This is a genomic window from Limibacillus sp. (assembly GCA_037379885.1).
Classification (GTDB): Bacteria; Pseudomonadota; Alphaproteobacteria; order Kiloniellales; family CECT-8803; genus JARRJC01.
In genome coordinates, this window is record JARRJC010000001.1 from 40,284 (window position 1) to 62,779 (window position 22,496).

Genomic DNA, 22,496 nt, shown 5'->3' on the forward strand with positions numbered 1-22,496 from the left:
CGGAAAAGAGCGGGCGCCCGCGGGTCCGGATGGAGGGGAACACATGGGAGACTGGATACATCTGACAGCGTCCGACGGGCACGGCTTTCAGGCCTACGCCGCCGAGCCGGACCGCAAGCTGCGCGGCGCGCTGGTCATCGTGCAGGAGATCTTCGGGGTCAACAGCCACATCCGCAGCGTCTGCGACCGCTACGCGGCCCAGGGCTTCAAGGTGGTCGCCCCCTGTTACTTCGACCGTATAGAGCCAGGCATCGAACTGGACTACGACGAGGCCGGCGTGAAGCGCGGGCGCGAGTTGAAGGCCGAAGTCGGCTACGACAACGCCCAGCGCGACACCGGCGCCGCCGTCGCGCGCCTGATCAGCGAGGGTTACCCGGTCGGCGTGATCGGCTACTGCTGGGGCGGCGACATCGCTTGGCTTGCCGCCGCGCACCTGCCGGTTTCCTGCGCTGTTTGCTACTACGGCGGCGGCATCGTGAACCTTTTGGATCACCAACCGGCGGTCCCCCTCCAACTGCACTTCGGCGAACAGGATCAGGCGATCCCGCTTGAGTCCGTGGAGAAGATCCACGCGAGCGTGAACAACGCCGAGCTTTACCTCTACCCCGCGGGCCACGGCTTCAACTGCGATGCCCGCGCCAGCTACGATGCGCAGAGCTCCAAGCGGGCAGAGGCCCGCACCCTGGATTTCCTGGACAAAGCCCTGGGCTGACGGCGAGGCGGCATGTCGATCGAGAGCACAGCAAGACGCGGAATCGACCATCTTGTGCTGGCGGTAAAGGACCTGACCAAGGCGCGCAAAACCTACGAGGCCTTGGGCTTCACCCTGACCCCGGACGCCCAGCATCCCTTCGGCACCGGAAACTTCCTCGCCCAGTTCCCGGGAACCTTTCTGGAGGTCCTGGCGGTGACGCGCCCGAAGCTGGTCAAGAAGGCCAAGGAGGGCCACTTCTCCTTTGCCGCCTACAACCGTGATTTCCTGAAGCGGCGCGAAGGTTTCTCCATGCTGGTGTTCGAAAGCCAGGACGCCCGGCGCGACCGCGACGAATTCGCCGCCGAGGGTCTGACCACCTATGCCCCCTTCGACTTCGAGCGCAAGGCGACCCTGCCCGACGGTAAGAGCGTGACGGTCGGCTTTTCCCTGGCCTTCGTGACCGAGTCGCGAGCGCCCGATTGCGTCTTCTTCACCTGTCAGCAGCACGCCCCGGAGTACTTCTGGAAACCGGCCTATCAGGTTCATCCGAACGGTGCGGAGCGCGTTGATGAAGTGGTGATGGTCGCGGAGGAACCGCGCGAGCTCGAACAGCTTTTCGTCGGCCTTCAGGGACGCGAGCGGGTCGCTGCCTATTCAGACCGGCTTCTGGTCGAGACGGCGCGCGGGCGCGTTCTGGTGCAGCGCCCAGGCGCTTTCGAGGCCCGCTTTCCCGGCATGACCCCGCCCGACGCTCCGGCGACGCCCCATTTCGCGGGTTACGTGATCGGCGTGGAGGATCTGAACAAAACCGCGAAACTGCTGAAGAAGAACGGCGTTGGCGCCGTCAAGGTCGGGCGCATGCTCCAGGTGCCGCCGCAGCAGGCCTTCGGCTGCATGATCGCCTTCCAGGAGCCGACCGACGCTTGACCCGGGTCGCCCGCAGGGGCGCTCTTCAGGGCTTGTAGCCTCTGAACTTCTCCAGGACCCGCGCCATTTCAGAGGCGTCCAGGACAGCGGGTTCGCCGAGCTGAAGCAGACGCCAATAGAGCGCGGCCAGACTCTCAACCTCGCAGGCCAGGTCCAGCGCCTTGTCCAGCGTCTCGCCACAGGCGATCTGACCGTGGTGAGCGAGCAGACAGGCCTTGCGGCCTTCCAGCGCCATGAGCGCCGCCTCGGAAAGCTGCGGTTCGCCAAAGGTGCTGTAGGGTGCGCAGCGGATATCGTTGCCCCCCGCGACCGCCACCATGTAGTGGACCGCAGGGATGGATTGCCCCAGGCAGGCGATCGTGGTGGCGTAGGGTGAGTGGCAGTGCACCACGGCCCCAAGCTCCGTGCGCGACGCCAGGATGTCACGGTGGAAGCGCCACTCGCTGGTCGGACGGCGCGCGTCGGGCGCCTCCAGCACCGCGCCCTCCCAATCCAACAGGACCATGTCCTCGGGCGTCATGGCGTCATAGGCAAGCGCCGAGGGGGTGACCAGCAGTCCCTCGTCCACACGCAGCCCCAGGTTCCCGGCGGTCCCCTCGTTCAGCGCCAGGCCGGCCATGCGCCGCACGGCTTCCAGCAGGGCTTGCCGCTCCGCCTGATGGCCGCCGGCGCTCATCCCTCTGCCGCCCGCTCGCGCATTTCGGGGAACAGGCCAAGCAGCCCCTCCCGGTTTGCCGGGGCGACGCCGCGCTCGGTGATGAGAGCGGACACCAGCCGGGCCGGCGTCACGTCAAAGGCGTAGTTCACCGCCCGGCTGCCCGCGGGCAGCAGCCCGACCGTGGCGACCCGGCCGTCCTCCAGCTTGCCGGCGATGTGGGAGACCTCTTCGGCGGCCCGCTCCTCGATGGGGATGGCCGCGCCGTCGTGGAGCGTCCAATCGATGGTTGGACTGGGCAGCGCGACATAGAAGGGCACCTGATTGTCGTAGGCGGCGAGCGCCTTCAGGTAGGTGCCGATCTTGTTGCAGACATCGCCGCCCGCCGTGGTGCGGTCCGTGCCGGTGATGCAGAGGTCGACCAACCCCTTTTGCATCAGATGCCCGCCGGTGTTGTCGGCGATCACGGCATGCTCGATCTCTTCCTGACCCAACTCCCAGGCGGTCAGGCTCGCCCCTTGATTGCGCGGCCGGGTCTCGTCGACCCAGACCTCCACCGGGAAGCCCGCGCGCTTGGCGGCGAAGATCGGCGAGAGCGCCGTTCCGTGATCGACCGTGGCCAGCCAGCCCGCGTTGCAGTGGGTCAGGATGCGCACCGGCTCCTCCGGCCTCTTCTTGCGGTCATGGGCAATCTGAATCAGCCGCAGGCCCTGCTCGCCCAGCGCGCGATTGATGGCGACGTCCTCCTCGCAGATCTCCGCTGCCAAGGCGTAGGCGGCGGCGGCGCGCTCCTGCTGGGGCAAGGGCCTCAGCCGGGTTTTCGCGCGCTCCAGCGCCCAGCGCAGGTTGACCGCCGTGGGCCGGGTTGCAAGCAGCCGGGCCGCCGCCTCCTCAAGCCAAGCGTCCTCGGCCTTGTTGCGCAGCGCCAGGGCCATGCCGTAGGCCGCCGTGGCGCCGATCAGGGGCGCGCCCCGCACCTGCATGGCGGCGATCGCGTGGCAGGCCTCCTCCAGTGTTTCCAGGCGGACGATCCGGAAGTCGTGCGGCAGCAGTGTCTGATCGATGATCCGCACGGCCCAGCCGTCCTCGTCGAGCCAGATGGAGCGATAGCTTCTACCGGCGACCTGCATGGTTCAGCCTCCCAGAACCCGGCCCGCGACGGCGTCCAGCTTTGCGGCCAGGGCGGGATCGCGGGCGTCCGGATGGGTGATGAGCGCGTTGTCCAGCGCATGATGGCAGCCGCTGGGACAGGGGCCCTTGCGCGCCGTCAGCCGCGGCGTGACGCCGCGCACCAGCGCGCGCGCCTTGTCGGCGTTGGCCAGCAGCGTGCGGATCACCTCGTCAACCGTGACGTGGCCATGGTCGGGATGCCAGCAGTCGTAGTCGGTCACCATGGCGATGGTGGCGTAACAGAGCTCCGCCTCTCGGGCCAGCTTCGCCTCGGGCATGTTGGTCATGCCGATCACCGAGCAGCCCCACTGGCGGTAGAGCTCGGACTCCGCCCTGGTGGAAAACTGGGGGCCCTCCATCACCAGATAGCTGCCACCGCGCGCATGGGGCAGCGACAGTTCCTTGGCGACCGCCTCCACGGCGTCGCCCAGCCGCGCGCAGACCGGGTCGGCGAGCGACACGTGGGCGACCAGCCCGCTGTCGAAGAAGGATTTCTCGCGGGCGAAGGTGCGGTCGATGAACTGATCAACGATCACGAAAGTGCCGGGGGCCAGCTCCTCCTTGAGCGAACCGACCGCCGAGAGGGAGAGTATCTCTGTCGCGCCCGCGCGCTTCAGGGCGTCGATGTTGGCGCGGAAGTTGAGGCGGCTGGGCGGGATGCGGTGCCCCCGGCCATGACGCGGCAGGAAGACCAGCTTCTGACCGTCCAGCTCGCCGAACAGCAGTTCGTCGGAAGGCTCGCCGAACGGCGTTTCGACCCGACGCCAGGCCCTGTTCTCCAAGCCTTCGATCTCATAGATGCCACTGCCGCCGATGACGCCGATGACCGGCTCGCTGCTCTCGGACATGCTGCCTCCCCTTTGCCCCCGTTATCGTTCTTTTCCTATCGCCAAGCAGTCTGCCAAGGCCCCGCCGCCCCCGCAACGCTCAAAGAAAACGGGCCGCCCCGGCGAGGGAGCGGCCCGTCATCTCTCATCGGATGCGGATCAGGAAGGGCTTAGTGCAGGTCGGCCCAGACCTTCCGCTTCACGGCATAGAGCATGCCGGTGAAGATGATCAGGAACAGCAGCACCTTGACGCCGGTGCGCTTGCGGTCCTCAAGATGGGGTTCGGCGGTCCACATCAGGAACGCGGCCACATCCTCGGACTGCTGTTCGATGCTGGCCTCGGTGCCGTCGGCGTAGGAGACGTCGTCGCCCCAAAGCGGCTGCGGCATGGAGATCTGGTGGCCCGGGAAGTAGGCGTTGTAGTAGAGGCCGTCCTGGACCTCAACATCGGCGGGGGCTTCTTCGTAGCCCGCGAGCAACGCCTTCACATAGGACGCACCACCGGCGCGCGCCTTGGGCATCAGCGAGAGATCGGGCGCGTTCTCGAACACACCCTTGCCGCGGATGCGGTCGGACGGCACGGCCGTGACCTCCTCGACCGAGCCGTAGATGTCGGGCTTGGTGAAGACCGTGTACTCAGCGGCGAAGGCCTTCACCTCCTCCTCCGAATAGCCGATGTCCTCCAGGTTGCGGAAGGCGACATACTCCAGCGAATGGCAGGAGGAACAGATCACGTTGTAGACCTGCCAGCCGCGCTGCAACTGCGCCTTGTCCCAGGTGCCGAAGAAGCCGTCGAAGCTGAATTCCGTCTCGGGGATTTCAATGGCCTCGCCGGCCGCTTCGGAACGGTTGGCGGCGCTGAGACCCAAAGCCAGGACGGCGGCGGCGAGAACGCTTTTTTTCAACATGCTTTTCATGGCTCAGGCCTTCTCCATCGGCTTGGCGTTGGCGCCGGACATGCTGCCGCCGCCCTTTAGGACCGGTTCACTGATCGAGGCCGGCAGCGGCTTGGGCCGCTCCAGGCGTCCGAGCAGGGGCAGGATCACCAGGAAGTGGAGGAAGTAGTAAGCCGTGGCGATCCGACCGATGGTCAGCCAGACACCCTCCGCCGGCTGCGAGCCCGCATAGCCGAGGACCACGGCGTCGATCACCAGGATCCAGAAGAACTGCTTGAAGATTGGGCGGAACTTACCGCTTCGCACCGGGCTGGAGTCCAGCCAGGGCAGGGCGAAGAGCAGCAGGATCGAGCCGAACATCGCAATCACGCCGGCCAGCTTGGCCTCGACCAGAACGAAGCCGAAGAGACCGATGTCCGGCACGGCGCGCAGGATCGCGTAGAAGGGCAGGAAGTACCACTCCGGCACGATGTGCGGCGGCGTCACCAGGGGGTCCGCCGGAATGTAGTTGTCCGGATGACCCATGTAGTTCGGCGCGAAGAAGACGAAGCCCGCGAAGAAGATCAGGAACACGCCCAGCCCGAAGAGGTCCTTCACCGTGTAGTAGGGATGGAAGGGGATGGAGTCCTGCGGGCCCTTGGTGTCGATGCCCAGCGGGTTGTTCGAACCGAAGCGGTGCAGCGCGACCAGGTGCAGAACCACCACGCCGACGATCACGAAGGGCAGCAGGTAATGCAGCGCGAAGAAGCGGTTCAGCGTCGGGTTGTCGACCGAGAAGCCGCCCCACAGCCAGGTCACGATGGAATCGCCGACCAGCGGGATCGCCGAGAAGAGGTTGGTGATCACCGTGGCGCCCCAGAAGGACATCTGTCCCCAAGGCAGCACGTAGCCCATGAAGGCGGTCGCCATCATCAGCAACAGGATCACCACGCCGAGCTGCCACAAGAGCTCGCGCGGCGCCTTATAGGAGCCGAAGTAGAGCCCCCGGAACATGTGGATGTAGACCACGATGAAGAAGAAACTGGCGCCGTTCATGTGGATGTAGCGCAGCAGCCAGCCGAAGTTCACGTCGCGCATGATGCGCTCGACCGAGAAGAAGGCGTGGTCGACGTGCGCAGTGTACTGCATGGCCAGCACGATGCCGGTGGCGATCATGATCACCAGCGCGATGCCGGCGAGCGAGCCGAAGTTCCACCAGTAGCTCAGGTTCTTCGGGGTGGGATACTCATGAAGCTCGTGGTTCATGAAGGTGAAGATCGGCAGACGGTGGTCGATCCACTTCACCACGGGATTGTTGGGAATCTCAGCCATTTATCTTTTCTCCTCACCCGATCCGCACGGTGGAGTCATCAAGGTACTGGTACTCCGGAACCGCGAGGTTCTCGGGAGCGGGCCCCTTCCGGATGCGCCCGGAGGTGTCGTAGTGCGACCCATGACAGGGGCAGAACCAGCCGCCGAACTCGCCGCGGGTGCTGCCCGTGGCCTGACCCAGGGGCACGCAGCCCAGGTGGGTGCAGACGCCGACCAGGATCAGCCATTCCGGCTTGATCGCGCGCTCTTCGTCCGCCTGCGGGTCGCGCAGGTCGGCGACGTCGACGGCGCGCGCCTGTTCAATGGCTTCGGCCGGGCGGTGGTCGATGAAGACCGGCTTGCCGCGCCAGGTGACCGTGATGCGCTGGCCCACTGCGATCGGGGTAAGGTCCACGTCGATGGAGGCCAGAGCCAGCACATCGGCAGAGGGGTTGAGCGTGTCGATCAGCGGCCAAACGACCGCTCCCACGCCGACCGCGCCCATCGCGCCGGTCGCTAGATAGAGGAAATCGCGGCGTGTGCCGCCCTCTTCATGATCGCTGTGCACCGTCTCAGCCATCCTTCGTCCTTCCCTTGATCCTTCGCATGGCGGAACGGGCCGACCCGCAAGGCTATGCCCCGGCAGACCCGTCAACGAAAGTACCTCACTCTGCGGACAAGACTTCCGTCGAAAAGGCGCGCTGATTCTCAAAACCAGATTTTCGCGCCAGTCCCGTCCTCAGTTCCGAACTCTATTCCCCTTCGACAGGGCGGCCATGCGACACGCGGACGCAGACCAAGCCGGACGCAACGCACCCGAGGCTATAGGGCCACCTTGTCTTAGGCCAGCGATATAGAGGAAAACGCCCTGAAACGCAAAGCCCCTTCATGGGATTATTATCGCCATTCTTCGTTTTTGGAGGCGCCCCGCAATGACCATCAGATTGGCTCTCTACCAGCCGGACATTCCGCAAAACTGCGGCACGCTGCTGCGGCTTGGCGCTTGCCTGGGCGTCCCGCTGGACGTGATCGAGCCCTGCGGCTTCGCGCTTTCGGACCGGCAGCTGCGGCGCGCCGGCATGGACTATCTGGAACTGGCGGCCCTGGAAAGGCATCAGGATTGGGAGGCTTTCATGGCGCGTCTGCCCGGCCGGCTGGTGCTGCTGACCACGGCCGGCGACCAGCCCTATCAGCGCTTTGAGTTCCAGGCCGGCGACACGCTTCTTCTGGGACGGGAGAGCGCCGGAGTGCCGCCGGAGGTGCACGCCGCCGCCGATGCCCGCCTCGTCGTTCCGATGCGCGCGGGTCTGCGGTCATTGAACGTGGCGGTCGCCGGGGCGCTGGCCGCCGGAGAGGCCCTGCGCCAGACCGGCGGCCTGGAGGCCCTCAGCGGTCCGGCCGCGTGACCGCCATTTTTTGAGTGGCGCTGTTCGCCCCGCCTTGCCTATGGTCTCCAGCAAAACCGGGGAGCCGAACAACTAACGCATCGAGGGAGCGACGCCGTGACGCAGGTCGAGCAGAGGAAAGAAACTGCCAGGAAATGGTTCGAGAGCTTGCGGGATTCCATCTGCGCCGCCTTCGAATCGCTTGAAGACGAAGTCGGCGAAGAAGCGGCGGGCCGCGCCAACCGGCAGGAGGCCGGGCGCTTCCAACAGACGGCCTGGGACCGGCCCGAGGGCGGCGGCGGCGTCATGTCGGTGATGAAGGGCCGCGTCTTCGAAAAGGTCGGCGTCAACACCTCCACCGTGCACGGCGAGTTCTCACCCGAGTTCCGAAAGCAGATTCCCGGCGCCGAGGAGGATCCGCGTTTCTGGGCCAGCGGCATCTCCCTGGTGGCCCATCTCCAGAACCCGAAGGTGCCGGCGGTTCACATGAACACCCGCCACATCGTCACCTCCAAGGCCTGGTTCGGGGGCGGCGCGGACCTGACCCCCATGAAGCCGGTCCAGCAGGACACCGATGACTTCCACGCCGCCTTGAAGGCGGCCTGCGACAAGCACGGCGGCGACTACTACGAACGCTTCAAGGCCTGGTGCGACGACTATTTTCATCTGAAGCACCGGGGCGAACCGCGCGGCGTCGGCGGCATCTTCTACGATTACCTGGAAGCCGACAGCCAGGAGGACTGGGATGCGAGCTTCGCCTTCACCCAGGATGTCGGCCGGGCCTTTCTCGACATCTACCCCAAGCTGGTGGCGCGCCACATGGACGAGCCCTGGTCGGCGGAGGACCGCGAGCACCAGTTAATCCGGCGCGGCCGCTATGTGGAGTTCAACCTGCTCTACGACCGGGGCACCAAGTTCGGCCTGATGACCGGCGGCAACACCGAGGCGATCCTCATGTCCATGCCGCCCGAGGTGAAGTGGCCTTAAGGGGCCGGGACCTCAAGCCGCCGTGCCGCCCACCGTCAGACCCTCGATCAGGAGGGTCGGCTGGCCGACGCCGACCGGCACGCCCTGACCCGCTTTGCCGCAGGTGCCCACACCGGGGTCGAGCTTCATGTCGTTGCCGATCATCTTCACCTTGGTCAGGACGTCCGGACCGTTGCCGATCAGGGTCGCGCCCTTGACCGGCGCGCCGACCTTGCCGTTCTCGACCCGGTAGGCCTCGGTGCAGGAAAAGACGAACTTGCCTGAGGTGATGTCCACCTGCCCGCCGCCGAAGTTCACCGCGTAGAGGCCGTCCTTGACGCTGGACAGGATCTCCTCCGGCGCCTTGTCGCCCGCCAGCATGACCGTGTTGGTCATGCGCGGCATGGGGATGTGGGCGTAGGACTCGCGCCGCCCGTTGCCGGTCGGCTTCATGCCCATGAGGGACGCGTTCTGGCGGTCCTGCATGTAGCCCACCAGCTTGCCATCCTCGATCAGGACGCTGCGCTGGCTGGGTGTGCCCTCGTCATCGATGGTGAGCGAGCCGCGGCGGTCGGAAAGGGTCCCGTCGTCCACCACGGTCACGCCCGGCGCGGCGACCCGCTCCCCGAGCAGACCGGCGAAGGCCGAGGTCTTCTTGCGGTTGAAGTCGCCCTCCAGGCCATGACCGATGGCTTCATGCAGCAGGATGCCGGGCCAACCCGGCCCCAGCACCACGGTCATCTCGCCCGCCGGGGCGGCGACGGATTTGAGGTTCACAAGCGCCTGGCGCAGCGCCTCGTCCACGCTGGCGCGCCAGTTGGCGGGGTCGATGTAGGCTTCGTACCCGGCGCGCCCGCCGCTGCCGAAGCTGCCGCTTTCCATGCGGTCGCCCTCGCCCACCACGACCGCGACGTTGAGGCGCACGAGCGGACGGATGTCCGCCATGCGCTCGCCGCCGGCGCGGAGAATCTGCACCGCCTGCCATTCCCCGGAAAGGGAACAGGAAACCTGTCGCACCCTGGAGTCCTTCGCGCGGGCATAGGCGTCGATCTCGGCGAGCAGCTTCACCTTCTCCTCGAAGGAGACGCCGTCCAGCGGATTGATCTCGCCGTAAAGTTGCCGGTTCGTGCCCTGCGGGCCCGCCGCCCAGCTGCCAGAATGGCCACTCTGCACCGCGCGGACGGTCTCTCCGGCGCGGGCGATGGCCTCCTCGGTCAGTTCGCTGGCGTGGGCGTAGGCCGCCGCCTCGCCCGCCACCGAGCGCAGGCCGAAGCCTTGGGCCGTGTCGAAGCTGGCGTTCTTGAGACGGCCGTCATCGAAGGCGAGTCCCTCGGACAGGCGGTATTCTAGAAAGAGTTCCCCGTCGTCGCCCGCCTTCAGGTTGTCATCGACCAGGCGTTCGACCTTGGCGCGGTCCATGCCGGCGCGGTTGAAAAAAAGATCGTCGGTTGCGGCGATGTGGCTCACGTTCGAACTCCGCTCTTCTATTCAGGCTTGCATCTGTCCACTATATGGACGCCACGACCCGTCAAAGAAAGGCCGGATTTCGCCGCCATGCCAACCGAACGCTACGGACTTAAGGATCACCCGCAACGCGAAGCCCTGACGATCGAGGTGCATGCCCGGCCCTATGCCGTGCTGCAAGCGCCCGAACGCGCGACGCACCTGGCGATGCTGAGCGGCGACGCCGGCGCCGAGGACGACCGCGCGCACATCCTGAAGCTCTGCAAGCGCTACAACATCGCCGGGCCGGCCGAGGACATGAACCACTTCATGGCGGACTTCGGACCGTTCCGGCTGAAGTGGGAGCGCCACACCGAGTTCTCGACCTACACCTTCTTCCGCAGCGAGCCGGTGGCGGCCAACCCCTTCGAGAACCCGATCCTCGACACCGTGCCCAGGGACTGGGTCGAGGGCATCCCAGGCGAACTGATGGTCGGCATTCACGCCGCCATGGAGGCCGCCGACGCGCCGGAGCGTTCGGGTGACGATCTGGCGCGGCTGTTCGGCGCGGAATCCTTCGCCGGCGCGCAGGTCGCCGACGGGCACGCCAGCGCCTTCATGGACTTCTGGATCAATGGCGACGGCTTCGGCCACCTGCTGATTCGCGATTTCGGGCTCGCCCCCCGCCGCGCCGGGCGCCTCTTGCAGCGGCTTCTCGAAATCGAGACCTACAGGACCATGGCCCTGCTGGCCTTTCCCATTGCCAAGGAGGTCAGCCGCAAGCTCGACAAGATCGGCAAGCAGCTCTCGGGCACCATGGACGCCATGGGCGCCCTGGAGAACACAGAGGACGAGAAGAACCTGCTGGCCGACCTCACGAATCTGGCGGGCGAGCTGGAGCAGGCGGCAGCGGCCACCAACTACCGATTCGGCGCGGCGCGCGCCTATCATGCCCTAGTCTCCAAGCGCATCGAGGAATTGAGGGAATCGCGGCTGGAGGGCTATCAGCAGTTCGGCGAGTTCATGGACCGCCGCCTCGCCCCCGCCATGCGCACCTGCGAGGCTGTCGCGCAGCGCATGGAAAGCCTGTCGGAACGCCTGGCGCGCGCCAGCCAGATGCTGCGCACGCGGGTCGACATTCAGCTGGAGGAGCAGAACCGCAACCTGCTGCACTCCATGGACCGCCGGGCGCGCTTGCAGTTGCGCCTCCAGGAAACGGTCGAAGGCCTCTCCATCGCCGCCGTCACCTACTACGGCGTGGGTCTGATCGCTTATCTGGCCAAGGGACTGAAGCAGACCGGTCTCGCCGTGCCGGTCGAGATCATCCTCGCGGTATCGGTGCCGGTGATCGCTGGCTCCGCGTTGCTGGTGGTGCGCCGCATCCGCCGCATCGTCAGCAGGGAACAGAACTGAAAGCCGCCTGTGCTGGTTCGCGACACAAGGTCGCAAGCCTCCGCGGCGACAGCGCCTAGGTTAGAGTCTAGACTGTTTTAGACAGAGGAGCGGCGGGCGGAAAACCGCGCTCTCCGGCTTGTCGCTGGCAAGGAGTTGCGCTAGGGTCCGCACGACTTTTGGGGAAGGGATCATTCGCAGCTCCTGAGAGACTGCGCCGCCCTTTGGGAACGCACCGAACTTAAGGACACGAAGTGGGAAAGGCTGAAAGCATGGCAAAAGGGACGCGACTTGGCGTTTTCTTCGGTCTCCTGACGGTCGGACTTGGCTTGGCCCTTCCGGCCCTCGCCGCCGAACCGCAGGCCTGGTACATGAACTTCCAAGAGGCGGCCACGCCGGTGATGGAGCGCATCGAGGGCTTCCATGACCTCTTGCTGGTGATCATCACCGCGATCTCGGTCTTCGTCCTGGGACTTCTGATCTACGTGATGTGGCGCTATTCGGAGAAGCGGAACCCGACCCCCTCCAAGACGACCCACCACACGCTGATCGAGGTGGTCTGGACCGTCGTTCCGGTCTTGATCCTGCTGGTGATCGTCGTCCCCTCCATGCGGCTTCTCTATTACACCGACGTGGTCGAGGACGCCGAGATGACCATCAAGGCGACCGGCCATCAGTGGTACTGGAACTACGAGTATCCGGACCACGGGAACTTTGCCTTCGACGCCTACATGGTCGCCGAGGAGGATTTGCAGCCGGGTCAGAAGCGCTTGCTGGACACCGACAACTACGTGGTCCTGCCGGTCGACACCACGGTGCGCGTGATCGTCACCGCCGGCGACGTTCTGCACTCCTTCGCCATGCCCGCCTTCGGCGTGAAGAAGGATGCGGTACCCGGCCGACTGAACGAGACCTGGGTGAAGATCGATCCCAAGTACGCGGGCACGACCTTCTACGGCCAGTGCTCGGAGATCTGCGGCACGGGCCACGCCTACATGCCGATCGCCATCAAGGCCGTCACCAAGGAGGAATTCACCGCCTGGGTCGAAGAGGCCAAGAACACCTTCGCGCGCGTCGAGCCTGCGCCGGCACCCGCCGTGCAGCTGGCCGACAGCGCCGAACAATAATTTTGTCAGGAGGAAGAGATCATGGCTGAAGCTGCGGCTCACGATCATCACGACCACAAGCCCGGTTTCGTGGCGCGTTGGCTCTTTTCCACGAACCACAAGGACATCGGCACGCTCTATCTGATCTTCGCGGTCATCGCGGGCCTGATCGGCGGCGCCTTCTCCGGCATCATGCGCATGGAATTGCAGGAGCCTGGCATCCAGGTGCTGCAGTACATGTCCAACGACCCGGGTCAATTCTGGAACGTAATCATCACGGCCCACGGGCTGATCATGGTGTTCTTCGTGGTGATGCCCGCGCTGATTGGCGGTTTTGGCAACTGGTTCGTGCCGCTGATGATCGGCGCGCCCGACATGGCCTTCCCGCGCATGAACAACATCTCCTTCTGGTTGCTCGCCCCGGCCTTCCTGCTGCTGCTGGGCTCGGCCTTCGTCGACCAGGGCGCCGGCACCGGCTGGACCGTCTATCCGCCGCTCTCCTCTTCGCTCGGCCATCCGGGCATGAGCGTCGACATGGCGATCTTCGCGCTGCACCTGGCGGGCGCCAGCTCGATCCTGGGCGCGATCAACTTCATCACGACCATCTTCAACATGCGCGCGCCCGGCATGACGCTGCACAAGATGCCGCTGTTCGTCTGGTCCATGCTGATCACGGCCTTCCTGCTGCTTCTGGCGGTGCCGGTTCTGGGCGGCGCGATCACCATGCTGCTGACCGACCGCAACTTCGGCACGGCCTTCTTCGATCCCGCCGGCGGCGGTGACCCGATCCTGTTCCAGCACCTCTTCTGGTTCTTCGGCCACCCCGAGGTCTACATCATGATCCTGCCGGCCTTCGGCATCATCAGCCACATCGTCTCGACCTTCTCCAAGAAGCCGGTCTTCGGTTATTTGGGCATGGCCTACGCCATGGTGTCGATCGGCGTGGTCGGCTTCATCGTCTGGGCGCACCACATGTTCACCGTGGGTCTGGACGTGGACACCAAGGCCTATTTCACGCTGGCCACCATGATCATCGCGGTGCCCACGGGCGTTAAGATCTTCTCCTGGATCGCCACCATGTGGGGCGGCTCCATGAAGTTCGACGTGCCCATGCTCTGGGCGGTCGGCTTCATCTTCCTCTTCACCGTGGGCGGCGTGACCGGCGTGGTCCTGGCCAACGCGGGCATCGACACGGCGCTGCACGACACCTACTACGTGGTCGCGCACTTCCACTACGTGCTGAGCCTGGGCGCGGTCTTCGCGATCTTCGCGGGCTTCTACTACTGGATCGGCAAGATGAGCGGACACCAGTACCCCGAGTGGGCCGGCAAGCTGCACTTCTGGATGACCTTCGTGGGCGTCAACCTCGCCTTCTTCCCGCAGCACTTCCTGGGGCTTCAGGGCATGCCGCGCCGCTATCCGGACTATCCGGACGCCTTTGCCGGCTGGCACATGGTCTCGTCCTTCGGCACCTACATCTCGCTCGCGGCCACCGTCTTCTTCGTCTTCGTGGCGCTGAAGACCCTGACCAGCGGACGCAAGGTGGGAGAGAACTACTGGGGCGAAGGCGCGACGACGCTGGAGTGGAGCGTTTCCTCTCCGCCGCCGTTCCACACCTTCGAGGATCTGCCGCGCATCAAGTGATGCGCGGTCAGAGCCGCTAGGCACCTCTGACTGAAAGAGCAAGCGTGAGCGACACCAGTCTCCATCTCGACGGCCAGTCCCCGGCGCTTCCCGCGCCGGGCGAACTGCGCGATTACATCGCGCTGCTAAAGCCGCGCGTGATGTCTCTGGTGGTCTTCACGGCCTTTGCCGGCCTGCTGGCGGCGCCAGGTTCGCTCCATCCCGTCCTGGCCGCCGTGGCCATCCTCTGCATCGCGGTTTCCGCCGGGGCCGCGGGCGCCATCAACATGTGGTACGAGCGCGATATCGACGCGGTGATGTCCCGCACGGCCCAGCGTCCCCTGCCCCAGGGCAAGGTGGCGCCGGCCGAGGCCCTGGCCTTCGGGGTCGCGCTTTCGATCCTCTCGACCATGATGATGGGTCTGGCCGTCAACTGGGCGGCGGCCGCTCTGTTGGCGCTCGCCAACCTCTTCTACGTCTTCGTCTACACCATCTGGCTGAAGCGCCGCACGCCGCAGAACATCGTGATCGGCGGCGCGGCGGGCGCCTTTCCGCCGATGATCGGCTGGGCCGCCGTCACCGGCTCGGTCAGCCTGGAGTCCATTGCGCTCTTCCTCTTGATCTTCCTCTGGACCCCGCCGCACTTCTGGGCGCTGGCGCTCTTCGCCAAGAGCGACTACGCCAAGGCCGGGGTTCCCATGCTGCCGGTCGTCTCCGGCGTCAAGACCACCAAGCGTCAGATCCTCTACTACTGCATCGCGCTGCTGCCGGTGTCTCTGCTGCCGAGCCTCCTGGGCACGGCTGGCTGGGCCTACGGCGCGGTCGCCGGGATCATGTCGCTGGGCTTCATCGGTCTGGCCGTTCGCATTCTCCGCGAGGAGGGCACGGCGGCGGCCAAGCAGACATTCGGTTATTCGATCCTCTACCTCTTCGTGCTCTTCGCCCTTCTGATGGTGGATAGCGCGGCGAGCAACTGGTTGAACTGGTAACGGCGAGGGAACGGCGCAAAGGACATGAGCGATTCAAAGCGCAGCAATTCGAACAGCGAGGTGCACCGCCGTCAGCGGGGCAAGAACCTCGCCATGCTCGCCGGGCTCGTGACCCTGGTGGTGCTGTTCTACATCGTCGCGATCCTGAGGATGAGCTGAGAAGGCCATGCGCGAAGAGACGACCCAAACCGCACGCAAGGCAAAGCGCAGCAACGCCGCCACGGCGCTGCTGCTGAGCGGCCTGGTCTGCGGCATGGTCGGGCTTTCCTTCGCGGCGGTGCCCCTCTATCAGATCTTCTGTCAGGTGACGGGCCTGGGCGGCACCACGCAGGTGGCTGAGACCCTGCCCGAGAAAGCCCTGGAGCGCGTCATCAAGGTCCGCTTCAACGCCGACATCGACAGCGACTTGCCCTGGAGCTTCCAGCCCGGCGAGCGCGAGATTTCGCTGAAGGTCGGCGAACAGGGCCTGACCTTCTACAAGGCGGCCAGCAAGGCCGAGGTTCCGACCACGGGGCACGCCACCTTCAACGTGACGCCGCTGAAGGCGGGCCAGTACTTCAACAAGATCCACTGCTTCTGCTTCGACGAGCAGACGCTGGAGCCAGGAGAGCAGGTGGACATGGGGGTGAACTTCTTCGTCGACCCGGCAATCGACGAAGACCCCAACCTTGACGACGTGAAGACAATCACGCTGTCCTATACCTTCTTCCGCACGCCCGAGGACAAGGCGCGCGGCGAGTCGGCCAAGGAGCAGGTGAGCCAGATCAACGACGGCAGCGGCGGAAAAGCCGAAGCCCGGACCATCAACTGACCGAGCGGCTCTGCCGCGACGTTGGAGGGGAATGAAAGAATGAGCGAAGGCAGTCATCAGAACCATCCGTACCACTTGGTGGACCCCAGCCCCTGGCCGCTGGTCGGCGCGTTCGCCGGCGGCGTCACCGCAGTCGGCATGGTGCTTTTCATGCACGACGTGACGGCCTGGCTGCTGCCGGTCGGCCTGCTGATGGTCGCCGGCACGATGTTCGGATGGTGGCGCGACGTGGTGCGCGAGGGCGAGTATCAGGGACATCACACCCCGGTGGTCCAGATCGGCCTGCGCTACGGCATGCTGCTGTTCATCGCGTCCGAGGTGATGTTCTTCGCGGCCTTTTTCTGGGCCTTCTTCGACGCCAGTCTGTTCTTCGACGAGGCGAAGCAGGTGGGCCGCGTCGCAGCCACCGGCGGTGTTTGGCCGCCGGAGGGCATCGAGGCTTTCGATCCCTTCGACATCCCCTTCCTCAACACCCTGGTCCTGCTGCTCTCCGGCTGCACCGTCACCTGGGCCCACCACGCCCTGCGTGAAGGCAACCGCCAGCAATTCCTGCAGGGTCTCGGCCTGACCGTCCTGCTGGGCGCGGCCTTCTCCGCGCTGCAGGCCTACGAGTACGGCCACGCCGCCTTCGGCTTCACCGACGGCATCTACGCCTCGACCTTCTACATGGCCACCGGCTTCCACGGCGCGCACGTGCTGATCGGCACGATCTTCCTGCTGGTCTGCTTCTTCCGGGGCCTCGCCGGCCACTTCACGCCGGACCATCACTTCGGCTTCGAGGCGGCGGCCTGGTACTGGCACTTCGTGGACGTGGTGTGGCTCTTCCTCTTCACCTTCGTCTACTGGTGGGCGGGCCCGTAACAAGGTTCCCCGCGTTCCGGAGAAAGCCTGGGAGTTCATGAGCGGCAGCGGGTACCGCCCGGTAGTTTCCCCCTACGCCGTCGGCCTGAAATGCCGCTGCCCGCGTTGCGGGAAGGGCCGCCTGTTCCAGGGGTTCCTGACGCTTCGCAAGGCCTGTGAAGCCTGCGGCCTGGACTTCTCCAAGGCGGATAGCGGCGATGGACCGGCTGTTTTCATGATCTTCATCCTGGGGTTCACGGTCGTGCCTCTCATCGTGTTCGTGGAGTTCATCTATGAACCGCCGGTCTGGGTCACGCCCCTCTTGGGGATCGTGCTGGTCCTGGGCGGCGCCCTCCTCCTCCTGCGCCCGCTCAAGGGCCTCATGATCGCGCTGCAATACCGCCACAGGGCCAGCGACAGCGGCACCACGAAGTATGACTGACCGGCGTTTCCGGCCCGGGTTCTGGGCCAGTCTTTCCTGTCTCATCGTCTTTTGCGTCCTGGTGACCCTGGGTGTCTGGCAGCTTCATCGGCTGGAATGGAAGCAGGGCCTGATCGACGATCTCCGCGCCCGTTCCGAGGCGCCGCCGCTCACCGAACTGCCCCGTCCGCCCCACGATCTCGCCAACCTCTCCTACCGCAGCGTCCGTCTGACCGGGCAGTTTCTGGAGGGGCGCGAGTTCCTGTTTCCGGGCCGCAGTTATCAGGGCATGACCGGGGAGGAGCTGGCCGCGCCCTTCGTGACCAAGGAGGGGCGCGGCGTGATCGTCAGCCGCGGCTGGCTGCCGCCGCAGCGCCTGGACCCCGCGACCCGGACCGGCGAGGCGGCGGAGGGACCGATCACCATCGAGGGCATCCTGCGCCCCGGCGGCTGGAGCGGCATGGAAAGCTTCCGCCCGGTCAACGATCCGGAAAAGAACCGCTGGCTCTACTATGATTTGGACGCCATGACCGCGGCGGCGGGCCTTGAAGACCCGGAGACGGAGCTTTACGTGTCCTTGAAGAGGCAACCGGGAGACGAAAGCCTGCCGCTGCCTCTGCCCCCGGCCATCACGCTGGCCAACAACCACTTGGAATACGCCCTCACCTGGTTCGCGCTTTCGGGCGGCCTGATCGGCATCTATCTGCTGTTCGGCTTCGCGCGGGGCCGTGAGACACGCGAAAGACAATAGGGAACAGACCCATCCATGAACGCTCCTTCGGCCTATCAAAATCTGGAGACCCGCTTTAGGCGGATCGCCGCCCTCGATGAGGCGGCCGGCTTTCTCCATTGGGACCTGGCGACCATCATGCCGGAGGACTCAGCCGAATCCCGTGGCGAGCAGCTGGCCGCGCTAAGCCTCACGAGCCACGAGATGATCACCGACCCGCGCCTCTCGGACTGGCTCGCCGAGGCAGAGGAGAACGGCAAGGGACTGGACGCCTGGCAGCAGGCCAACCTGCGGGAGATGAAGCGCCGCTGGCTGCATGCCAACGCCGTGCCCGCCGATCTGGTGGAAGCCGAGAGTCGGGCCACACGGCGCAGTGAGATGGCCTGGCGCCGGGCCCGCCCGGCATCCGACTTCGCGGCGGTAAAGCCCTATCTGGCCGAGCTTCTCGCCATTCAGCGCGAGGTCGCCAGGGTCAAGGGCGAGGCCCTCGGCCTCTCGCCCTATGACGCCCTGCTCGACCAGTTCGATCCGGGCAATCGGGCAGAGCGCATCGACCCCGTGTTCGAGGATCTGGCCGCTTTCCTGCCCGGGTTCCTTGAGCAGGTGCTGGAACGCCAGGCCGCCAATCCGAACCCGCTGCCCCTTGCCGGCCCCTTCCCGCAGGCCCGTCAGGAGGCGCTGGCCCGCAAGCTGATCGAGGCCGTCGGCTTCGATTTCCGCAGCGGGCGGCTGGATGTCTCCCTGCACCCCTTCAGCGGCGGCACGCCGGAGGACAGCCGCATCACCACGCGCTACGACGAGGAAAACTTCCTCTCGGCCATGATGGGCGTGCTGCACGAAAGCGGCCACGCCCAGTACGAGCGCGGCCTGCCCAAGGACTGGCGCCGCCAGCCGGTCGGCGAGGCGCGGGGCATGACCCTGCACGAAAGCCAGTCGCTGCTGATCGAGATGCAGGCCTGCCGGGGCCGCGAGTTCATGACCTTCATGGCCCCGCTGGCCAAGGAGATCATGGGCGGCGAAGGCCCGGCCTGGGAGCCGGAGAACCTCTTGTCCCACTATCGCCGGGTGGAGCGGGGCTTCATCCGGGTGGACGCCGACGAGGTGACCTATCCGGCGCACGTGATCCTGCGCTACCGGTTGGAGCGCGCGCTCATCGCCGGCGACCTGCCGCTCGATGACCTGCCCGCGGCCTGGAACGATGGGCTGGAGGAACTCCTGGGCATCCGTCCGCCCGAAGACCGCCTCGGAGTCCTGCAGGACATCCATTGGTACGACGGCGCGTTCGGCTACTTCCCGACCTACACCCTGGGCGCCATGACGGCCGCCCAACTCTTCGCCCAGGCGGTGGCGGACAAGCCGGAGATACCTGCAGCGCTCTCCAAAGGCGACTTCGCGCCGCTCATGGCCTGGCTGCGCGACAAGGTGCATGGCCGCGGCTCTCTCTTGAGCGGCGACGAACTCCTGGAGGAGGCCACCGGCCGTCCGCTCGATGCCGATACCTTCAAGGGGCACCTGAAGCGGCGGTATCTGGAGTGCGCCTGAGCGCTCCGCTGCTTGTTTGCCGGGCGCGGCCTCAGTAAGGTGGCGCGCCGCCAGGATTGGAACCAAGAGAAGACCGCAAGCCATGCGCTACCTATCGACACGGGGCGAAGCCCCTGCGCTCAGCTTCGACGAGGTGCTGCTGACCGGGCTCGCCCGCGACGGCGGCCTTTACGTGCCCGAAAGCTGGCCGCAGTTCTCCCAGGCCGACCTCCGCCACATGGCGCGGCTTTCCTATCCCGATTTGGCTGTCGCCGTGATGCGCCCCTTCATGGCGGGCAGCGCCGCCGAGGAAAGGCTGCCGGAGCTGGTCAACAGGGCCTATGCCTCCTTCGCCCACCGGGCGGTGGCGCCCTTGAAGCAACTGGACAGCAATCTCTGGCTGATGGAGCTGTTCCACGGGCCGACGCTGGCCTTCAAGGACGTGGCGCTGCAACTGCTGGGACAGCTCTTCGAGGTGGTGCTGGAAGCCCACGACGCCCGTGTGACCATCGTCGGCGCGACCTCCGGCGATACCGGCTCGGCGGCGATCGAGGCCGTGCGCGGCAAGGAGCGCGCCAGCATCTTCATGCTGCATCCCAAGGGCCGGGTCAGCGAGGTGCAGCGCCGCCAGATGACCACCATCGACGACGACAATGTGCACAACCTGGCGGTCGCGGGCAGCTTCGACGACTGCCAGGACCTCGTGAAGGCCATGTTCAACGACCATGCCTTCCGCGACCGGCACCGGCTCTCCGCCGTCAACTCGATCAACTGGGCGCGGATCATGGCCCAGATCGTCTATTACTTTTCCGCAGCGCTCAGCCTCGGCGCGCCGGGACGGCCGATCAGCTTTTCCGTGCCCACCGGCAACTTCGGCAACGTCTATGCGGGCTACGCGGCCAAGGCCATGGGCCTGCCCATCGAGCGGCTCGTCGTCGCCTCCAACAAGAACGATATCCTGACCCGCTTCCTGGCCGACGGGAACATGGTGATCGAGGGGGTCGAGCCCAGCTATTCGCCTTCCATGGACATCCAGGTTTCCTCCAACTTCGAGCGGCTGCTGTTCGACCTGACCGGACGTCAGGGCGCGGAGGTGTCGGAGATCATGCAGCGCTTCCGCAAGGAGGGGCGCTTTTCCGTCTCCGACGCCGCGCTCTCCAAGCTGCAGGGCACCTTCTCGGGCTACCGCCTGGACGACGAGGGGACGCTGGCCGTGATCGGCGCGGAGCGGGAGGCGAACGGCGAACTGCTCGATCCCCATACCGCGATCGGCGTCTCCGCCGCGCGCGTGACCCTGCCCCGCTTGGAAAGCCCCGTGGTGGCGCTGGCGACGGCCCACCCGGCGAAGTTCCCGGACGCGGTGGAGAAGGCCACGGGCATCCGCCCGACCTTGCCCGAGCGTCTCGCCGACCTTTATGAAAGGCCTGAGTACGCAGTTGACGTCGAAGCCGGGCTTGACCACATCGAACGGCTCATCGACGATTCTCAATCGCTTACCTTGCAGAAGGGCTAGATGCAAAACGTGAAGGTCACCCGCCTGGAAAGCGGCCTGAGGGTCGCCAGCGACAGCCGCCCGGATGTCGCGAGCCTCGCGCTCGGGGTTTTCGTGGCTGTCGGCACGCGCCATGAGCCGGCGGAGATGAACGGCATCGCCCACATGCTGGAGCACATGGCCTTCAAGGGCACCGAGAACCGCAGCGCCTATGACATCGCGCGCGAGATCGAGGATGTCGGCGGCTACATCAACGCCTTCACCAGCCGCGAGATGACCGCCTATTACCTGCGCCTTCTGGCCGACGACCTTCCGCTGGGCGTCGATCTGCTGGCCGACATCATGCAGCGCTCCACCTTCGATCCGCAGGAGCTGGAGCGGGAGCGCAGCGTCATTCTCCAGGAACTGGGGCAGGCCCAGGACACGCCGGACGACATCATCTTCGACCATTTCCAGGCCACGGCCTTTCCCGCGCAGTCGCTGGGCCGGCCCATCCTGGGCGAGGCGGAGATCATCCGGAACATCAGCCGTGACCAGCTTCAAGGCTACATGGCCGAGCATTACCGCCCCGAGCGCATGGTGGTGAGCGCGGCGGGCCGGGTCGACCACGAGCGGCTGGTCGAACTGGTCTCGCGCGCTTTCGAGGGGCTGGCCCCGAGAGAAGGCGGTCTTCCGCCCGAAGGCGCGCGCTACACCGGCGGCGAATACCGCGAGGACAAGACCCTGGAGCAGGCGCACCTGCTGCTGGGGCTGCCCGGCGTGGCGCAGCTCGACGACGAGGTCTATGGCATTAACCTGCTGGCGACGCTGCTCGGCGGCGGCATGTCCTCCCGGCTGTTCCAGGAGGTGCGCGAAAAGCGCGGCCTGGTCTATTCCATCTACGCCTTCCACTCCGCCTACGAGGACAGCGGGCTCTTCGGCATCTACGCGGGAACCGGCGAGGCGGAGACCGGGGAGCTGATGCCGGTGATCTGCGATCAGTTGGCCGAGGTCGCCCGCACCGCCGATCAGGAGGAGCTGGAGCGGGCCCGCGCGCAGCTGCGTTCCTCCCTGCTGATGGGGCTGGAGAGCTCCAGCCAGCGGTGCGAGTCCCTGGCCCGGCAACTGCTGACGCGCGGGCGGCCCGTCACGCCCGAGGAGATGCTCGGCAAGCTCGAAGCCGTGACCCTGGAAGATGTGCGCGGACTGGCCCTGCGCCTCGCGAGCGCGGAACCCACCCTGGCGGGCATCGGCCCGCTCGCCAATCTGGAGTCCTTCGACAGCCTGCGCGCCCGTCTGGTGGCGTGAGCGCGGTCGAGGCAGGCTGCGTCCCATGACC

The 22,496-nt window shown here is 66.0% G+C and carries 23 protein-coding genes; 16 read left to right on the forward strand and 7 right to left on the reverse strand.

All coding sequences use genetic code 11. From position 1 onward, the window contains the following. The first annotated feature begins 43 nt into the window (after positions 1 to 43). The gene (locus P8X75_00210; GenBank protein MEJ1993618.1) at positions 44 to 712 is read left to right on the forward strand and encodes a dienelactone hydrolase family protein; all 669 of its coding nucleotides are present in this window, start codon (positions 44 to 46) and stop codon (positions 710 to 712) included. Positions 713 to 724: 12 nt separating this feature from the next. Then, positions 725 to 1,621, forward strand: a complete 897-nt coding sequence (locus P8X75_00215) for a VOC family protein (GenBank protein MEJ1993619.1) — start codon at positions 725 to 727, stop codon at positions 1,619 to 1,621. A gap of 25 nt (positions 1,622 to 1,646) precedes the next feature. On the opposite strand, the gene P8X75_00220 is transcribed toward P8X75_00215, so the two are convergent. The 6 genes from P8X75_00220 to petA form a co-directional block, all read right to left on the reverse strand. Continuing rightward, positions 1,647 to 2,297 (reverse strand): class II aldolase/adducin family protein, encoded by a 651-nt coding sequence (locus P8X75_00220; GenBank protein ID MEJ1993620.1) that lies wholly within the window; start codon positions 2,295 to 2,297, stop codon positions 1,647 to 1,649. Continuing rightward, the gene (mtnA, locus tag P8X75_00225) at positions 2,294 to 3,406 is read right to left on the reverse strand and encodes an S-methyl-5-thioribose-1-phosphate isomerase (GenBank protein ID MEJ1993621.1); all 1,113 of its coding nucleotides are present in this window, start codon (positions 3,404 to 3,406) and stop codon (positions 2,294 to 2,296) included. Before mtnA ends, P8X75_00220 begins: the two co-directional genes overlap by 4 nt. Before the next feature lie 3 nt (positions 3,407 to 3,409). Further along, positions 3,410 to 4,294, reverse strand: coding sequence for an S-methyl-5'-thioadenosine phosphorylase (locus P8X75_00230; GenBank protein ID MEJ1993622.1), 885 nt, complete (start codon positions 4,292 to 4,294; stop codon positions 3,410 to 3,412). A 149-nt stretch (positions 4,295 to 4,443) separates the two neighbouring features. Next, positions 4,444 to 5,190, reverse strand: coding sequence for a cytochrome c1 (locus tag P8X75_00235; protein ID MEJ1993623.1), 747 nt, complete (start codon positions 5,188 to 5,190; stop codon positions 4,444 to 4,446). Between the two features lie 3 nt (positions 5,191 to 5,193). Next, positions 5,194 to 6,480, reverse strand: coding sequence for a cytochrome b N-terminal domain-containing protein (locus tag P8X75_00240; protein ID MEJ1993624.1), 1,287 nt, complete (start codon positions 6,478 to 6,480; stop codon positions 5,194 to 5,196). 13 nt (positions 6,481 to 6,493) lie between these two features. Then, on the reverse strand, positions 6,494 to 7,039 hold the full coding sequence (gene petA, locus P8X75_00245; GenBank protein ID MEJ1993625.1) for a ubiquinol-cytochrome c reductase iron-sulfur subunit: 546 nt from the start codon (positions 7,037 to 7,039) through the stop codon (positions 6,494 to 6,496). A 352-nt stretch (positions 7,040 to 7,391) separates the two neighbouring features. Between petA and P8X75_00250 the strand changes: the two genes are divergently transcribed. Next, positions 7,392 to 7,865 (forward strand): tRNA (cytidine(34)-2'-O)-methyltransferase, encoded by a 474-nt coding sequence (locus P8X75_00250; protein ID MEJ1993626.1) that lies wholly within the window; start codon positions 7,392 to 7,394, stop codon positions 7,863 to 7,865. A 96-nt stretch (positions 7,866 to 7,961) separates the two neighbouring features. Beyond that, entirely contained in the window at positions 7,962 to 8,831 is an 870-nt protein-coding gene (gene hemF / locus P8X75_00255) for an oxygen-dependent coproporphyrinogen oxidase (GenBank protein MEJ1993627.1), read from the forward strand. 12 nt (positions 8,832 to 8,843) lie between these two features. Here hemF and tldD read toward each other — a convergent pair whose 3' ends face one another. After that, entirely contained in the window at positions 8,844 to 10,229 is a 1,386-nt protein-coding gene (gene tldD, locus P8X75_00260; protein MEJ1993628.1) for a metalloprotease TldD, read from the reverse strand. A 135-nt stretch (positions 10,230 to 10,364) separates the two neighbouring features. On the opposite strand from tldD, the gene P8X75_00265 reads away from it, so the two are divergent. The 12 genes from P8X75_00265 (at position 10,365) to P8X75_00320 (ending at position 22,465) form a co-directional block, all read left to right on the forward strand. Further along, the gene (locus P8X75_00265) at positions 10,365 to 11,666 is read left to right on the forward strand and encodes a DUF3422 domain-containing protein (GenBank protein ID MEJ1993629.1); all 1,302 of its coding nucleotides are present in this window, start codon (positions 10,365 to 10,367) and stop codon (positions 11,664 to 11,666) included. Between the two features lie 251 nt (positions 11,667 to 11,917). Further along, positions 11,918 to 12,772 (forward strand): cytochrome c oxidase subunit II, encoded by an 855-nt coding sequence (gene coxB / locus P8X75_00270; protein ID MEJ1993630.1) that lies wholly within the window; start codon positions 11,918 to 11,920, stop codon positions 12,770 to 12,772. Between the two features lie 21 nt (positions 12,773 to 12,793). Next, positions 12,794 to 14,395 carry a cytochrome c oxidase subunit I gene (ctaD, locus tag P8X75_00275; protein MEJ1993631.1) on the forward strand — a complete coding sequence of 534 codons (1,602 nt, stop codon included), beginning with the start codon at positions 12,794 to 12,796 and terminating at the stop codon, positions 14,393 to 14,395. Positions 14,396 to 14,499: 104 nt separating this feature from the next. Beyond that, complete coding sequence (cyoE, locus tag P8X75_00280; protein ID MEJ1993632.1) at positions 14,500 to 15,363, forward strand: heme o synthase; 864 nt, start codon at positions 14,500 to 14,502, stop codon at positions 15,361 to 15,363. Between the two features lie 24 nt (positions 15,364 to 15,387). After that, positions 15,388 to 15,522 (forward strand): hypothetical protein, encoded by a 135-nt coding sequence (locus tag P8X75_00285; GenBank protein ID MEJ1993633.1) that lies wholly within the window; start codon positions 15,388 to 15,390, stop codon positions 15,520 to 15,522. Positions 15,523 to 15,529: 7 nt separating this feature from the next. Continuing rightward, positions 15,530 to 16,174, forward strand: coding sequence for a cytochrome c oxidase assembly protein (locus P8X75_00290; protein MEJ1993634.1), 645 nt, complete (start codon positions 15,530 to 15,532; stop codon positions 16,172 to 16,174). A gap of 39 nt (positions 16,175 to 16,213) precedes the next feature. Further along, positions 16,214 to 17,035, forward strand: coding sequence for a cytochrome c oxidase subunit 3 (locus P8X75_00295; protein MEJ1993635.1), 822 nt, complete (start codon positions 16,214 to 16,216; stop codon positions 17,033 to 17,035). Between the two features lie 37 nt (positions 17,036 to 17,072). Next, positions 17,073 to 17,456 carry a DUF983 domain-containing protein gene (locus tag P8X75_00300; protein ID MEJ1993636.1) on the forward strand — a complete coding sequence of 128 codons (384 nt, stop codon included), beginning with the start codon at positions 17,073 to 17,075 and terminating at the stop codon, positions 17,454 to 17,456. Then, positions 17,449 to 18,186, forward strand: a complete 738-nt coding sequence (locus tag P8X75_00305; protein MEJ1993637.1) for an SURF1 family protein — start codon at positions 17,449 to 17,451, stop codon at positions 18,184 to 18,186. The genes P8X75_00300 and P8X75_00305 overlap by 8 nt, the downstream gene beginning before the upstream one ends. A gap of 15 nt (positions 18,187 to 18,201) precedes the next feature. Further along, positions 18,202 to 19,707 (forward strand): carboxypeptidase M32, encoded by a 1,506-nt coding sequence (locus P8X75_00310; GenBank protein MEJ1993638.1) that lies wholly within the window; start codon positions 18,202 to 18,204, stop codon positions 19,705 to 19,707. An 82-nt stretch (positions 19,708 to 19,789) separates the two neighbouring features. Next, positions 19,790 to 21,199, forward strand: coding sequence for a threonine synthase (gene thrC, locus P8X75_00315; GenBank protein ID MEJ1993639.1), 1,410 nt, complete (start codon positions 19,790 to 19,792; stop codon positions 21,197 to 21,199). Beyond that, positions 21,200 to 22,465, forward strand: coding sequence for a pitrilysin family protein (locus P8X75_00320; protein ID MEJ1993640.1), 1,266 nt, complete (start codon positions 21,200 to 21,202; stop codon positions 22,463 to 22,465). Positions 22,466 to 22,496: the final 31 nt, after the last annotated feature.

Excerpts from the sequence above, each read along its gene's own strand:
- P8X75_00320 (MEJ1993640.1), top strand. The coding sequence starts at position 21,200 with ATGCAAAACGTGAAGGTCACCCGCCTGGAAAGCGGCCTGAGGGTCGCC.
- P8X75_00300 (MEJ1993636.1), top strand. The coding sequence starts at position 17,073 with ATGAGCGGCAGCGGGTACCGCCCGGTAGTTTCCCCCTACGCCGTCGGC.
- P8X75_00230 (MEJ1993622.1), bottom strand. The coding sequence starts at position 4,294 with ATGTCCGAGAGCAGCGAGCCGGTCATCGGCGTCATCGGCGGCAGTGGC.
- P8X75_00305 (MEJ1993637.1), top strand. The coding sequence starts at position 17,449 with ATGACTGACCGGCGTTTCCGGCCCGGGTTCTGGGCCAGTCTTTCCTGT.
- mtnA (MEJ1993621.1), bottom strand. The coding sequence starts at position 3,406 with ATGCAGGTCGCCGGTAGAAGCTATCGCTCCATCTGGCTCGACGAGGAC.
- P8X75_00240 (MEJ1993624.1), bottom strand. The coding sequence starts at position 6,480 with ATGGCTGAGATTCCCAACAATCCCGTGGTGAAGTGGATCGACCACCGT.
- P8X75_00285 (MEJ1993633.1), top strand. The coding sequence starts at position 15,388 with ATGAGCGATTCAAAGCGCAGCAATTCGAACAGCGAGGTGCACCGCCGT.
- P8X75_00290 (MEJ1993634.1), top strand. The coding sequence starts at position 15,530 with ATGCGCGAAGAGACGACCCAAACCGCACGCAAGGCAAAGCGCAGCAAC.
- thrC (MEJ1993639.1), top strand. The coding sequence starts at position 19,790 with ATGCGCTACCTATCGACACGGGGCGAAGCCCCTGCGCTCAGCTTCGAC.
- P8X75_00215 (MEJ1993619.1), top strand. The coding sequence starts at position 725 with ATGTCGATCGAGAGCACAGCAAGACGCGGAATCGACCATCTTGTGCTG.
- P8X75_00310 (MEJ1993638.1), top strand. The coding sequence starts at position 18,202 with ATGAACGCTCCTTCGGCCTATCAAAATCTGGAGACCCGCTTTAGGCGG.
- coxB (MEJ1993630.1), top strand. The coding sequence starts at position 11,918 with ATGGCAAAAGGGACGCGACTTGGCGTTTTCTTCGGTCTCCTGACGGTC.
- P8X75_00210 (MEJ1993618.1), top strand. The coding sequence starts at position 44 with ATGGGAGACTGGATACATCTGACAGCGTCCGACGGGCACGGCTTTCAG.
- ctaD (MEJ1993631.1), top strand. The coding sequence starts at position 12,794 with ATGGCTGAAGCTGCGGCTCACGATCATCACGACCACAAGCCCGGTTTC.
- tldD (MEJ1993628.1), bottom strand. The coding sequence starts at position 10,229 with ATGGACCGCGCCAAGGTCGAACGCCTGGTCGATGACAACCTGAAGGCG.
- P8X75_00235 (MEJ1993623.1), bottom strand. The coding sequence starts at position 5,190 with ATGAAAAGCATGTTGAAAAAAAGCGTTCTCGCCGCCGCCGTCCTGGCT.
- P8X75_00295 (MEJ1993635.1), top strand. The coding sequence starts at position 16,214 with ATGAGCGAAGGCAGTCATCAGAACCATCCGTACCACTTGGTGGACCCC.
- petA (MEJ1993625.1), bottom strand. The coding sequence starts at position 7,039 with ATGGCTGAGACGGTGCACAGCGATCATGAAGAGGGCGGCACACGCCGC.
- P8X75_00220 (MEJ1993620.1), bottom strand. The coding sequence starts at position 2,297 with ATGAGCGCCGGCGGCCATCAGGCGGAGCGGCAAGCCCTGCTGGAAGCC.
- P8X75_00265 (MEJ1993629.1), top strand. The coding sequence starts at position 10,365 with ATGCCAACCGAACGCTACGGACTTAAGGATCACCCGCAACGCGAAGCC.
- P8X75_00250 (MEJ1993626.1), top strand. The coding sequence starts at position 7,392 with ATGACCATCAGATTGGCTCTCTACCAGCCGGACATTCCGCAAAACTGC.